Annotated in this window: 11 protein-coding genes; 10 read left to right on the top strand and 1 reads right to left on the bottom strand. The window is 68.3% G+C overall.

Annotated features, from left to right (window positions below; genetic code table 11):
- Window positions 1–2 precede the first annotated feature (2 nt).
- The 10 genes from CSC65_RS03070 to CSC65_RS03115 all read left to right on the top strand — a co-directional run bounded on the left by CSC65_RS03070 (window position 3) and on the right by CSC65_RS03115 (window position 12835).
- A complete protein-coding gene (locus tag CSC65_RS03070; RefSeq protein WP_162408496.1) occupies window positions 3–1187 on the top strand; it encodes an HlyD family secretion protein in 1185 nt (394 codons plus the stop codon).
- A 5-nt stretch (window positions 1188–1192) separates the two neighbouring features.
- The gene (locus CSC65_RS03075) at window positions 1193–2659 is read left to right on the top strand and encodes an efflux transporter outer membrane subunit (RefSeq protein WP_162408497.1); all 1467 of its coding nucleotides are present in this window, start codon (window positions 1193–1195) and stop codon (window positions 2657–2659) included.
- 22 nt (window positions 2660–2681) lie between these two features.
- Entirely contained in the window at window positions 2682–3506 is an 825-nt protein-coding gene (locus CSC65_RS03080) for a porin family protein (protein WP_162408498.1), read from the top strand.
- A gap of 338 nt (window positions 3507–3844) precedes the next feature.
- On the top strand, window positions 3845–6586 hold the full coding sequence (locus CSC65_RS03085; protein ID WP_162408499.1) for an aminotransferase class I/II-fold pyridoxal phosphate-dependent enzyme: 2742 nt from the start codon (window positions 3845–3847) through the stop codon (window positions 6584–6586).
- Window positions 6587–6613: 27 nt separating this feature from the next.
- Entirely contained in the window at window positions 6614–8314 is a 1701-nt protein-coding gene (locus tag CSC65_RS03090; protein WP_162408500.1) for an aspartate:alanine exchanger family transporter, read from the top strand.
- A gap of 24 nt (window positions 8315–8338) precedes the next feature.
- Window positions 8339–9742 carry an OprD family outer membrane porin gene (locus CSC65_RS03095; protein WP_162408501.1) on the top strand — a complete coding sequence of 468 codons (1404 nt, stop codon included), beginning with the start codon at window positions 8339–8341 and terminating at the stop codon, window positions 9740–9742.
- Between the two features lie 19 nt (window positions 9743–9761).
- Window positions 9762–11450: an aspartate-alanine antiporter-like transporter gene (locus CSC65_RS03100; protein ID WP_162408502.1), complete on the top strand. Its 1689-nt coding sequence runs from the start codon at window positions 9762–9764 to the stop codon at window positions 11448–11450.
- Window positions 11451–11591: 141 nt separating this feature from the next.
- Window positions 11592–11882, top strand: coding sequence for a hypothetical protein (locus tag CSC65_RS03105; RefSeq protein ID WP_162408503.1), 291 nt, complete (start codon window positions 11592–11594; stop codon window positions 11880–11882).
- A complete protein-coding gene (locus tag CSC65_RS03110; RefSeq protein WP_162408504.1) occupies window positions 11879–12073 on the top strand; it encodes a hypothetical protein in 195 nt (64 codons plus the stop codon). The genes CSC65_RS03105 and CSC65_RS03110 overlap by 4 nt, the downstream gene beginning before the upstream one ends.
- Window positions 12074–12103: 30 nt before the next feature.
- The gene (locus CSC65_RS03115; protein ID WP_162408505.1) at window positions 12104–12835 is read left to right on the top strand and encodes a DUF72 domain-containing protein; all 732 of its coding nucleotides are present in this window, start codon (window positions 12104–12106) and stop codon (window positions 12833–12835) included.
- A gap of 75 nt (window positions 12836–12910) precedes the next feature.
- Here the strand turns inward: CSC65_RS03115 and CSC65_RS03120 are convergent, their stop codons facing one another.
- Window positions 12911–13516 (bottom strand): DUF4142 domain-containing protein, encoded by a 606-nt coding sequence (locus tag CSC65_RS03120; RefSeq protein WP_162408506.1) that lies wholly within the window; start codon window positions 13514–13516, stop codon window positions 12911–12913.
- Between the last annotated feature and the right edge of the window lie 107 nt (window positions 13517–13623).

Here is a 13623-nt window from a genome sequence, read left to right on the forward strand (position 1 = left end):
CCATGGAAATCATCCTGCTGCTGATCTATTCGTTCTTCGTCTGGCTGATCTTCTTCAAGTTCAAGTGGCTGCCCTGGAACTTCATTTCCCAGATCATCGTCATCTCGCTGCCGATCTTCGCGATGACCGCGCTGATCCTGTTCCTCAACATCGTGGCGCCCTCCTCGGCCGACGTGCGCGTGATCAACTACGTGGTGCAGGTCGTGCCGCGCGTGGCGGGCCGGGTGATCGAGGTACCGGTGGAAGCCAACCGGCCGGTGAAGAAGGGCGACGTCCTGTTCCGCATCGACCCGGTGCCGTTCCAGCAGGAACTGCGCGCGCTGGAAGCGAAACTGCCGGAAATGGAAGCCAAGCTGGACACCGCGCAGGCGTACCAGCGTGAACTCGACGAACAACTGAAATCGGCCCGCGCCGGCCGCGTCGCCGTGGCCTCGCGCCTGGCCCTGGCCGAGCGGCGCCAGCGGCAGACCACCGAGCTGGCCGAGACCGGCGCCGGATCGGTGTACGACCGCGAGCAGGCCGAGACCGAAGCGGCCAGCCTGCGCGCGGAACTGGCCTCGACCAATGCCACCGTCTCCCAGGTCGAACAGAAACTCTCGGCACAGACCGACGAAGGCCAGCTGTCGGAAGTGGCGCAGGCCCACGCGGCGATCGAACAGCTGCGCGCGCAGATCGTCGAGGCCACCTGGCAGCTTGAACAGACCACGGTCTACGCACCCGCCAACGGCAGCGTCATCAACCTGCAGCTGCGCGTGGGCTCGTATGCCGCCAACCTGCCGATGGCGCCGGTGATGAGCTTCGTGGAAGAGGAGCAATGGGTGCTGGCGATGTACGCGCAGAACGAGCTGCGCTACGTGGCGCCGGGCAACGAGGCCGAGATCGCACTCAAGGTCATGCCCAACCGGATCATCAAGTGCGAGGTCGACTCGGTGGTGTGGGCGTCCAGTACCGGCCAGCTGCCGATCGGCGGCATGCTTCCGGGCCAGAACGTCACCCAGCCGGTGCCGCCGGGCAAGATCGCGGTGCGCCTGCGCCCGGTCGGCGACGACCAGACCACGTTCCTGGCGATGGGCGCGCAGGGCCAGGGCGCGATCTACACCGAGCATGGCGCGCTGATCCACATCATCCGCAAGGTGATCCTGCGGGTCGGCACCAAGCTCGACTGGCTCGTCCTCAAGCTGCACTGACCGCCATGCACACGCACATCGCCCCTTCCGTCTTCCCCGGCGCACTGCGCGTGGCGGCTGTGACGTTCGTGCTGAGCCTGGCGACGGGCTGCGCGGTGCTGCCCGAGCCCACCGCCAGCGAAGTGCAGGCGCAGGCGCTGGGCAAGGTCGTCGTCCCGCCGAACTGGTCGGCCGAGGCCAGCGCCGCCCAGGTCGACGAAGGCTGGCTCGCCAGCTTCAACGACCCCGAGCTCTCGCGCCTGGTCCACGAAGCGCTGGAGAACAACCCGGACCTGTGGGTGGCGTCGGCGCGACTGGAAATGGCCAACGCGCAGGTCGACATCGCCGAGGCCCAGCTCAAGCCCGCCATCGGCGTGCTCGGCCGCGCCGGCAACAAGCCGGTCGCCGACCTGGTCGCACTGCTGAGCGGCGTGATGCTGCGCATGTCATGGGAGATCGACCTCTGGGGCCGCATGCGCTACGCGCGCAACGCAGCCCGCGCCTCGCGCGATGCCACCAGCGCCGACTACCGCTACGCCCAGCAATCGCTGGCCGCGTCGGTCGCACGGGCCTGGTTCGTGGTCAGCGAAACGCGCCTGCAGCAGCAACTGGCCACGGAGATGGTGGATTCGGGCGGCAACCTGCTGCAGATGAGCGAACAGCGGCGCAAGGTCGGCGTGGGCACCGACGCGGAGATCATGGCCGCACGCGCCAACCTGGCCAGCTACGCCGATGCGCAGCAGCAGGTGGGCCTGGCCCATCGCCAGGCCCTGCGCGCGCTGGAACTCCTGCTCGGCCGCTACCCGGGCGCGACCCTGGCCGCACGCGAGGACCTCACCGCGTTCCCGGGCCCGGTCCCCGCCGGCATTCCGGCCGACGTGCTCAACCGCCGCCCGGACATGGTCGCCGCCGAACGGCGCGTGGCCAGCGCGTTCGACCGGATCGGCGGAGCCAAGGCCTCGATGCTGCCCAGCCTGTCGCTGTCGGCCGGCTACGGCCGGATCAGCAACGAGGCGGTGCAGATGCGCGACGACCTCGAGCAGACCACGGGCAGCACCGCGGCCACCGCGATGGTCCCGCTCTATACCGGCGGCGCCCTGACCGCACAGGTGGCGGTACGCACCGCCGAGCAGAAAGTCGCGGTGGCCGACTACGCCCGTCGCGCACTGGTCGCGCTGGGTGAAGTCGAGGATGCCCTGAACGCCGAAGCCGTCCTGGCCGAGCGCGAACGCATCCTCGGCGACGCTGCCGCCGCCGGTCGCCAAGCCACGCGCCTGGAACAGGACGCGTACCGCGTCGGCAAGTCCGACCTGCGTGCGGTGAACCAGCGCCAGCTGGCCCAGTGGGCCGCGGAAGTGGCGCTGCTCAACGTGCGTCGGGAACGCCTGGTCCGTCGCATCGACCTGCACCTGGCCCTGGGCGGCAGTTTCGGCGATGCGCCGCTGGCCGCCGATACCGGAATGCCCGCAGCCGATACCTCCTCCAACAACTGACGCGACCGCCAAGGGAGCCGCCATGAAGCCCCGCCTGATTGCCACCGCCACCGCCGCCCTCCTCGCCACCACGGCGCTCGATTGCCACGCACTCGAGCCGCTGGATACCTTCAGTGCCCGCGTCGGCGGCTACGTCACCGAGTTCGACACCAAGATGCGCGCCGACGGCCAGGCCGACGACGGCACCCGGATCGACCTGGAGCGTGACCTGGGCATCGACCAGAACAACGTTCTCGCCATCATCGGCGCGACCTGGCGTCCCTGGGAAAAGCACGAGTTCGGCCTGTCCTATTACCAGGATGATGGTGACGCCACCCGCCAGATCGACCGCGATATCGAATTCGACGGCGTCGTCTACCCGGTCTCGAGCACGCTGCGCGCGAACCTGAACCTGGATGCCTACGAGGCCTCCTACGTGTACTGGGCCATGGACCGCGACAGCTGGGTCCTGGGTCCGCGCCTGGGCCTGATCTGGTACAGCATCGGGCTGGGGCTGTCGCTGGAAGTCGACGCCAATGGCAACCCCGTCGGCAGTGGCGGCATCAGCAACAGCGTGAGCGCCGACCTGCCGGCGCCGTCCATCGGCGGCAGCTGGCGCTGGGTGCCGGGCAACAGCGACTGGCGCCTGTCCGCCGACGTGGGCTACTTCACCGCCAACATCGACAACGTCGATGCGGACGTCACCACCGGCCGCTTCGGCGTGGAGTGGTTCCCCTGGGAGAACTGGGGCGCCTCGCTTGACTACACGATGCGCAGGATCGAGGCCGATGCCCAGGGCAACAGCTTCGACGGGAACTTCCGCTTCATCGACAGCGGCTTGAGGCTGGGCGTGGTGTACCGGTTCTGACCGGCGCAGAGGCGGAAGCTCCGCTTCCGCCGGCCTGCTTCCCGCCCACGGCTCCACTTTCGGCTCCGCCATGACCGGCGGGGAGAACCTGCACGCCCGCCGGATAATGCGCAGTCATCCATCGTCCGGCATCGGAAGCGACCTGCACGCGCGCCGCGCCACGCTCGTTTCCCATGTCCTGGAACCCGCTGGATGGTTCATCTGCGCGTAGTGCCAAGAGCCAATACACGGCCTTCACATCCAGTCCTAGCTTAGGCGACTGGGCCACGCCGCACTCCCCCGGGACCGCTCGCGGTACCGGCGGCGGGGCCTTCTCACCCCTCCCTGGAGCACAGGCCATGAGTTCGGATCCCACCCTTTCCAACGTGCTGGTCGCCGCGTCGCTGCGCAGCGACCAGTGGCGCCAGCTCAATGCAGCCGCCCGTGCCTGGGCCGGCGCGGGCGAGTCGTCGCGGGGCGCCGCACGCGATGCCTGCGCGAAGCTGTTCGCCACGGCCATCCGGCTCGAGTACTGCTGGGCCTATCCGGGCGAGCGCCTGCTCGGGGCATTGCGCGAGGCGCTGGACGGCTCGGATGCAGGCCTGTTCGCGCGGCTGCTGCAGAAGGTGTCAGGTGCATTGCTGTCGGGCGACTACCGGCGCGACGAAGCGACCTGGAACACGGCCGACGCCGCCGACCGCTCGATCCTCGATGCGCTGCCGCCCGATGTCACCGGCGTCGCGGAAAAGCCCTACTTCGAAGTGCTGGTCGTGACGCCGAGCGACCCCTCGCAATGGGCGCGCGCCAAGGAAGAGATGCGCCGCATGCAGCGCGCGGACGATGCCTTCCAGTACTCCGCCGTGCACGTGGGCAGCCTGGAAGACGCCTTGCTGGCGGTGATGGTCAACTTCGACCTGCAGGCGGTAGTGCTGGTCGACGGTTTCGGCTACGCCTCGCGCCACGACGTGCCCGACCTCAAGGCCTTCCTCGCGCGTCACTTCGAGGCCCGCCAGGACAGCCTGGACCCCGGCGCGCTGGCCACCGCGCTGGCCGGCAAGATCAAGGAATACCGGCCGGAACTGGACCTGTACCTGCTCTCGGACCGCGCGCCCGAGCAGCTGGCCGGCAGCGAGGACGCCGCCCCGATCCGGCGCATGTTCCACCACGTCGAAGAGCCGATGGAGATCCACCTGGCCCTGCTCGACGGGGTCAAGGACCGCTACGAGACACCGTACTTCGACAACCTCAAGAAGTACGCGCTGCGCCCGATCGGCACCTTCCACGCGCTGCCGATCGCACGCGGCAAGTCGATCTTCGGATCCAACTGGATCCGCGACATGGGCGAGTTCTACGGGACCAACATCCTGTTCGCCGAATCCTCCGCCACCACCGGCGGCCTGGACAGCCTGCTGGAGCCCACCGGCACCATCAAGCGCGCGCAGGAAGCCATCGCCCGCGCGTTCGGCGCCAAGCGCGCCTACCTGGGCACCAACGGCACCTCGACCTCGAACAAGATCATCGTCCAGGCGGTGTGCAAGCCAGGCGACATCGTCATCGTCGACCGCAACTGCCACAAGTCGCACCACTACGGCTTCGTGCTCAGCGGCGCGCAGCCCTACTACGTCGAAGCGTTCCCGCTGACCGAGTATTCGATGTACGGCGCGGTGCCGCTGCGCACGATCAAGCAGGCCCTGCTGGACTGCGCGGCCGCCGGCACGCTGGCGCGGGTCAAGGCGATCGACATGACCAACTGCACCTTCGACGGGCACATGTACAACCCGCGCAAGGTCATGGAGGAATGCCTGGCGATCAAGCCGGACCTGGTGTTCCTGTGGGACGAGGCCTGGTTCGGCTTCGCCCGCTTCAACCCGCTGCACCGCCGCCGCACCGCGATGGGCGCGGCCGCCGCGCTGACCAAGCGCTATCGCAGCGCGGCCTACCGCGCCGAGTACGAGGCCTGGGCCAAGGATGCGCCGGCGCTGGACCCCAAGGACCCGGCGGCACTCGACGCCCACCGCCTGCCCGACCCGGACAAGGTGCGCATCCGCGTCTACCAGACCAACTCCACCCACAAGTCGATGTCCGCGTTCCGCCAGGGCTCGATGATGCTGGTGTGGGACGACGACTTCCACAAGGTGCAGGGACCTTTCCAGGAAGCCTTCCTGGCGCACACCTCGACCTCGCCGAACCTGCAGCTGATCGCCTCGCTGGACCTGGCGCGGCGGCAGATGGAGCTGGAAGGTTATGCGCTGACCCTGAAGATGACCGACCTGGCGCTGCGCATCCGCCAGTCGATCAACAACCACCCGCTGATCTCGAAGTACTTCCGCGTGGCCACGCCCGAGGAAATGATCCCCGCCGAGTTCCGTCCTTCGGGACTCAAGGACTACGGCCCGCCGAACGCGACCTGGGCGCAGACCGCCGAAGCCTGGGACGAGGACGAGTTCGCGCTGGATCCGACGCGCCTGACCGTGATCTGCGGCGCGGCCGGCTTCGACGGCACCCAGTTCAAGGGCATGCTCGCCGAGCGCTTCGACATCCAGATCAACAAGACCTCGCGCAACAGCATCCTGGTCCAGACCAACATCAACAACACGCACAGCGATGCGGCGCTGCTGATCAAGGCGCTGGCCGACCTGTCGCGCGAGATCGACACGCGGCTGTCGCAGGAAAGTCCGGCCGGCAAGCAGGTGTTCGCCGACCGCGTGAAGTCGCTGATGACCGACGTGCCGGACCTGCCCAACTTCAGCCGCTTCCACGACGCGTTCCGCGACGACCCTGCCGCGCCGAGCAACGAGGGCCACATGCGGCCGGCGTTCTTCATGGCCTATGACGAGGACACCTGCGAGTACGTCAAGCTGCACAGCGCCGACGTCGACGCGCGCCTGCGCGACGGACCGGAAATGGTCTCGGCCAATTTCGTCATTCCCTATCCGCCCGGCTTCCCGATCATGGTGCCCGGCCAGATCATCACCGCCGACACGATCACCTACATGCGCAAGCTCGATGTGAAGGAGATCCACGGCTACAACGCCGCGCAGGGCATCAAGTTGATCAAGCCGACCGCGCTCGCCGGCCGTCGCGCCAATTCCCAGCAGTAACCACGCCTGACTTCCGGAGACGCTGTCATGCAGGCTTTCTTCCAGTTCCTGGCCGACAACCCGTACATCCTGCTGTTCTTCACGGTGGGCATGGCGGTGGTCGTCGGCAAATTCGCGGTCAAGGGTTACGGGCTGGGCATGGTCGCCGCGGCGATCGTGGTCGGCGCGGGCCTGGCCACCTGGGCGTCGGTGTACGGCGTCAAGATGCAGCTCGACAACTTCGCCAAGTCGCTCTTCTATTACCTGTTCATGTACGGCGTCGGCCTGCGCGTGGGTCCGGCGTTCTTCAACGCACTGAAGAAAGACGGCATCACCTTCACCATCCTGGCGGTGATCTGCTCGTTCCTCGGCCTTGGCCTGGTGGTGCTGATGTCCGGCTGGCTGGACCTGCCCGCCGGCGCTGCCGGTGGCGTGCTGGCCGGTTCGCAGACCATGTCCGCGGCAATCGGCACGGCGGAGATGGCCGTCAGCCAGGGCGCCTACAAGCTGCCCGAGGGAACCACCGCCGAGCAGGTGTCGGGCATGATCGCGCTGGGTTACGGCGTGACCTACATCTGGGGCACGATCGGCATCATCCTCGTCTGCAAGTACCTGCCGCGCTGGTGGGGCGTGGATGCGCGCAAGGCGGCCAGGGAGTACGAGCTGGAACACGGCGTCAAGAACGTCGATGACGCCGCGCTGACCGGCTATCGCGGCGGTGGCCTGCGTGCCTACCGGCTCGAGAACACCGCGACCGCCGGGCAGAGCATCGCCCAGTTCCGCAGCAAGTATCCGCAGTACCGCATCGTCAACGTCCGTCGCGGCGAGGAATCGCTGGGCGCTGATCCGGGACTGCTGCTGCAGACCGGTGACGTGCTCGCACTGGGCGGCAAGCTGGGCGACCTGACCGAGAACCTGGGCCTGATCGGCACCGAGGTCGACGATCCCAAGGCCCTGTCGGTCCCGCTGGACCAGGCCGAGATCGTGGTGACCGAGAAGGACGCGGTCGGCAAGCCGCTGAGCGCGCTGGCCGCCGAAGACTTCGCCGGCCAGCTGCAGGTCACCCGCATGGAGCGTTCGGGCGAACCCTTCCCGGTCGGCCGTGACACCGAGCTCAAGCGGTTCGACGTGCTCCACGTGACCGGCCTCAAGGGTGCGGTGGACAAGGCCGCCGGCCTGCTCGGCAAGATCGCGCGGCCGAGCACGTCCACCGACCTGCTGACCCTGTCCGGGGGCATGGTGCTGGGCCTGCTGATCGGCAAGATCAACGTGCCGGTGGGCGACTTCAGCGTGGGCCTGGGCAACGCCGGTGGCCTGCTGCTGTCGGGCATCTTCGTGTCCTCGCTGGTGTCGCGGCTGCGCTTCTTCGGCAGCACGCCGAATGCGGCGCGCAACATCCTCGAGGACCTGGGCCTGGTGACCTTCATCGCCATCGTCGGCATCAACGCCGGCGCCACCCTGCTCGACCAGCTCACCGGCTCGATCGCGCTGAAGATCTTCCTGGCCGGCTTCGTCGCCAGCACGGTGCCGCCCTTCGTCACCTGGGCGGTCGGTTACCACATCTTCAAGATCAATCCTGCGGTGCTGATGGGCGGCGTGGCGGGTTCGCGTTCGCACTCCGGGCCGGCACGCGAGGCATCCAAGGAGATCGACAGCAGCGTGCCATGGGTCGGCTTCCCGGTCGGCTACGCCATCTCCGGCGTGCTGTACACGGTGTTCGGCTACTTCGCGATGGTGCTCTCGCAGTAGGCGCTGCGAGACGAGGAGAACGACATGGACATCAGGCTGAGCCCGAAACGGCGCCACAGGGGATCGGCGTTCCTCGTCACCACGGCCGGTTGCCTGCTTGCAGGCAGCCTGGCCGCACCGGGCCTGGCATTCGCCCAGGCTGCGCCGCAGGAACCGGTCCGCGAGGAACTCGAAGCGCTCGACGACATGGACCTGGCGCCGAGCTCGGTCGAGCAGGGCCAGACACCGCTGGACCAGAGCTTCGGCCCCTCGCGCCAGGAATGGATCCGCGAAACCCGGCGCAAGGCCTTCGAGGACACCAAGTTCGACGTGCAGGCGCGCACCTTCTACCTGGACCGCGACAAGTACGACAACAGCGAGATGGAAGCCTGGGCGCTGGGCGGATCGGCCGGCCTGAAGACCGGCTATTTCCGCGAGATCTTCGCGTTCGGCGCCACCGGCTACACCTCGCAGAGGCTGTACGGCCCCGACGACAAGGACGGCACCGGCCTGCTCGCCCCCGGGCAGGAGGGCTACACGGTGCTGGGCGAGGTCTACGGCGAGTTCCTGCTCAACCAGGACACGCGCCTGACCCTGGGCCGGCGCGCGTTCGACACGCCGTACATCAACAAGAACGACGCGCGGATGACGCCCAACACCTTCCAGGCTGCCGTTGTGCAGGGCCTGTACGGCGACAAGGACAGCGGGGAATGGCGGGTCGGCGGCGGCTACGTTGACAAGATCAAGGAACGCACCTCCGAGGACTTCGTGTCCATGGCCAAGGATGCCGGCGCGCCGGCCGGGGTCGAGCGCGGCGTCTATACGGCAGGTGCGAACTACGCGCTGGGTGACCTCTCTGTCGGTGCGATCGGCTACTACAGCGACGACATCATCGGCATCTTCTACACCGAGGCCAAGTACGCCTTCGCCCTGTCCGACGACTGGAAGCTGCGCACCGCCCTGCAGTACAGCGACCAGTCCAGCAACGGCGACCAGCTGCTCAAGGGAAGGAGCTTCGACTCCAACCAGTGGGGCGCCAAGGCCGAAGTGGTCAACGGCGGCGCGCTGTTCACCGTGGCCTACACCGATGCCGGCGGCAACGCCAACATGCAGAACCCCTGGAGCGGCTACCCCGGCTACACCAGCGTGCAGGTGGAGGATTTCAACCGCGATGGCGAGTCGGCATGGATGGTGCGCGCCGGCTACGACTTCGCCTCGGTCAAGGGGCTGGGCGTCTACGCCCTGTACGTGGACGGAAGCGACCCGGCTTCGCCGACCGACTACGCGCGCGAGGAAGCCGACTTCAACGTGCAGTGGAAAGCGTCGGAAGGCGTGCTGAAGGGGTTGATGGTCCGCCTGCGCTACGCCCAGGTTTCGCAGGCCGATCCGGCCAGCGACGACCTGAAGGACCTGCGCATCATGGTCTTCTACGACCCGCCATCGCTCTGACCACGCCGGGGAGGCGCACATGGAGTGGATGACCGCGCTGCTGTCGCGCAACCCGGAGCTGGGCGTGTACCTGGCGCTGGCGCTCGGCTACTGGGTCGGTGCGCGCAGGATCTTCGGCTTCACCCTCGGCGGCGTCACCGGCTCCTTGCTGGCCGGCATGGTGCTGGGCATCCTGTTCGAGGTGCCGGTCTCGTCCACCGCCAAGTCGGTGGTGTTCCTGCTGTTCCTGTTCGGAATCGGCTACGAGGTCGGTCCACGGTTCGTCTCGGCGATGAAAGGCGACGGCTGGCGTTTCGCCGCGCTGGGCGTGTTCATGCCTGTCGTCGGCCTGCTGGCCGCCTGGGCGGTCGCCAGCGCGCTGGGACTCAACCCGGGGCTGGCCGCGGGCATGCTCTCGGGTGCACTGACCGAATCGCCGGCGATGGGCACGGCGGCCGAGGCGATCCGCGCCCTGCCGCTGGACGAGGCCACCCGGCAGATGTACGAGGCGCACATCGGCGTAGCCGACGCGCTGTGCTACGTGACCGGGGCGCTCGGGGTGATCCTCACCTGCACCGTGATCGGTCCGGCGCTGTTGCGCGTGGACCTGGCCAAGGAAGCGCTGGAACTCGAGGCGCAGTACGGAATCGTGCGCGTGCGCAGCGGCGTCGCATCGGCCTGGCAACCGTTCGAGACCCGCGCCTACCGGGTGGGTACCAGCGCGGCGATCGTCGGTCGCAGCGTCGCCCAGGCCGAGGGCCTCGCTGAAGGCATGCGCCTGTTCATCCACCGGATCAGGCGCCAGGGCGAACTGGTCGAGCCGACGTCGGACACGCTGATCGAGGCCGATGACCTGCTCGCGATCAGTGGCCGCCGCGAGGTGCTGGTCGCCTATGTCGGCGAGCGCGCCGACGAGATCGACGACCAGCCGCTGCTCGACGTGGCGACGGCTGTGCACGAAGTGTTCGTCAGCCGATCCGACTGGATCGACCGCCCGCTGGAGGAGATCGCCGCCGACGACGATGCGCGCGCGGTGTTCCTGGGCCGGATCATGCGTCGCGGCCAGCAGATCCCGATCGGCACGCGCACCACGCTGGAACGGGGCGATGTCGTGCAGCTCACCGGGCCCGAGCCCGCGGTCCAGCGCGCCGCCGCGCGCCTGGGCGAGATCCTGCATCCCACCGACGCCACCGACTTCGTCACCGTCGGCTTCGCGATCTTCGCCGGCGCCCTGTTCGGCGTGCTCGCCGCGGTTCCGGTGGGCGACATCAAGGTCACCATCGGCACCAGCGTGGGCACGCTGCTGGCGGGCATCGTCACCGGCCACCTGCGCGCGCGGCGGCCGCTGTTCGGCCGCGTGCCCGACAGCGCGGTCAAGTTCATGCAGTCGTTTGGCCTCGCCGGATTCGTGGCGATGGTCGGGCTTGGAGCCGGACCGCACTTCGTCCCGGCGGTGAAGGAGTCGGGCATCGGCCTGCTGCTGGGCGGCGCGGTGGTGACGATGGCGCCTTTGCTGGCCGGGCTCTGGTTCGGCCGCAAGGTCCTGAAGATCCATCCGATCCTGCTGCTGGGCGCGATCTCCGGCGCGCAGACGTTCACCGCCGCACTGGCCGCCTTGCAGGAGAAGAGCGGCAGCTCGATCGCGGTGATCGGCTACTCCGGATCGGTCGCCATCGCGCACGTGTTCCTCACCACCTGGGGCACGGTGATCGTGCTGTTGATGGTCTAGCCGCACGCCGCGCGGGAGCCTCCCGCCGCTGGCTCGTCCTTCCCGCCCCATGACGCACGCGAAGCCGGCGCGCTCCTGTTGACGCCGCGACCACGGCCACGCGTGGCAGGCTGGGCAGCCAGACACTGCATCGCGAACGCCATGATCGATGCCATCGGATGGGCCGCCTCCATCATCCTGCTCGCCACCCTGGTGCGGCAGATCGTCAAGCAGGCCGGCAACAGCGACGGCGAAGGCGTCTCGACCTGGCTGTTCCTCGGACAGGCCACCGCTTCGGCGCTGTTCGTGGTCTACGCGGTGCTGCTGGGCAACTGGGTCTTCATCGTGACCAACAGCTGCCTGCTGCTGACTGCCCTGGCCGGGCAGTGGATCAGCTTCCGGCGTCGCAGGCAGGGCACGCATGCGCACGGATCCTCGCGGAGCACGACATGACACCTCTGGACAAACCCCTGCGGCGCGAGCTCGAGATCGGCGGCCAGCTGTACACGCTGGTCGTGGATCCCGAGCAACTCAGCCTGGTCAGGAAGGGTCATCGCAAGGGGCTGGTACTGCGATGGGCGGAGCTGGTGAGTGGCGATGCCGCGCTGGCGACCGCGCTGCAGGCCTCGCTGGACCACCCCTGACGCGACTGCCGACTCCGGGACGACGCTGCGATGCGCAAGGTGCTCGTGGGATGCGCGGGATGGTCGATTCCGGCCCCGTACCGCGACCGGTTCGCCGATGGGGAAAGCGTGCTGGCGCGCTACGCCTCCCGCTTTTCCGTGGTGGAGATCAACTCCTCGTTCTATCGTCCGCACCAGCCTTCGACCTATGCCCGCTGGGCGGCCAGCGTCCCGCGCGGCTTCCGCTTCTCGGTGAAGATGCCGAAGGAGATTTCGCACGAACTCGCGCTTCGTCGCTGCGGCCCGGCGCTCGATGCGTTCCTGGCGCAGTCGGGGGCGCTGGGTTCGAAGCTGGGGGGCTACCTGCTTCAGCTGCCCCCGGGGCAGGTGTTCGAGATGCGCACCGCATCGACCTTCTTCCGCATGTTCCGTCGTCGCACCGATGCCCCGCTGGCGTGCGAAGCCAGGAACCTGAGCTGGTTCTCGCCGGCCGCCAGCGAACTTTTCGCCCTGCATGCCGTCGGGCGGGTCGACGCGGACCCTCGGGTGGGCGACAACGACCATGAGATGGATACCCGCTCCGCATGGCCGTACTGGCGATGGCACGGGGCGCCGCGGATCTACTACAGCGCGTATTCCGACGAACAGCTGCAGGCCCTGGCCGCATCCCTGCGCGCCCTCCCCGATGCACGCAGGCCAGCCTGGGTGATCTTCGACAACACCGCCCATGGTTTCGCGACGGCCAACGCCCTCAGGCTGCAGGCGCTGCTCGAGGGACCGTGAGCGGGCGGGCCGTAAGCGGGACGAGCCGTGAGCGGGACGACAGCCGCGTCCCGCACGGGGAACCCCGACTGCGACCTACCCGCCCGTGGCCGCCCGCAAGGCTTCCGCCTGTTTCAGGTGGTTGGCGACGTGCTCGCGGGCAACTACGAGGTGCGCCTTCACTTCCGGCCGCGTGGCCGACGGGATCAGCCTGGAATCGAGCACGTCGAGCGCTTCGGCATGCCCTTTCACCATGGCGTCGACGTAGGCCTTCGCATAGCCGTCGCCGGCCACGCGGTCGAGCGCCGCCAGCTCCTGCTCGCCCTTGCTCCGCTGCGCCACGGCTTCCGGCGCGTTCTCGTCCGGACCCAGCGCAGTCGTCTTGCTCCTGTTCTCGCCGTGCTGGTCGATCATCATCTGCGCGTAGGCGGCGACGTCCCCCTTCACGCCCTTGGCGAGCGCCTGCTGGCCGGCGGCGATCTCGTGGCTGTTGATGGCGTTGAGCACCGCCAACGCCGCGCCTTCGTCGGACGTGGCGGCACCTGGTCCCGCGGCGTCGCCCGCGGAGTCCGCAGGAGCCGGTTCCGGCTGGGTCGAGGCGGCTCTTTCGGCCCCGGTCAGGCGGTCGTCATCCCGCTGGCAGCCGACAAGGCCTGATGTCCCCAGTGCGATGACGGCCAGAGCAAGCAGATTCGATTTCATGGCGCTCTCCTCGAAAAGGCCGGAGCACCCATGCCATGGCAGCCATCGGGACACAAAGGCCAGATCTTCTGTATGCCCACGGAACGGGGCACGCGCCACGCTAGGCC

Source organism: Pseudoxanthomonas daejeonensis (assembly GCF_010093205.1).
Lineage (GTDB): Bacteria > Pseudomonadota > Gammaproteobacteria > Xanthomonadales > Xanthomonadaceae > Pseudoxanthomonas > Pseudoxanthomonas daejeonensis.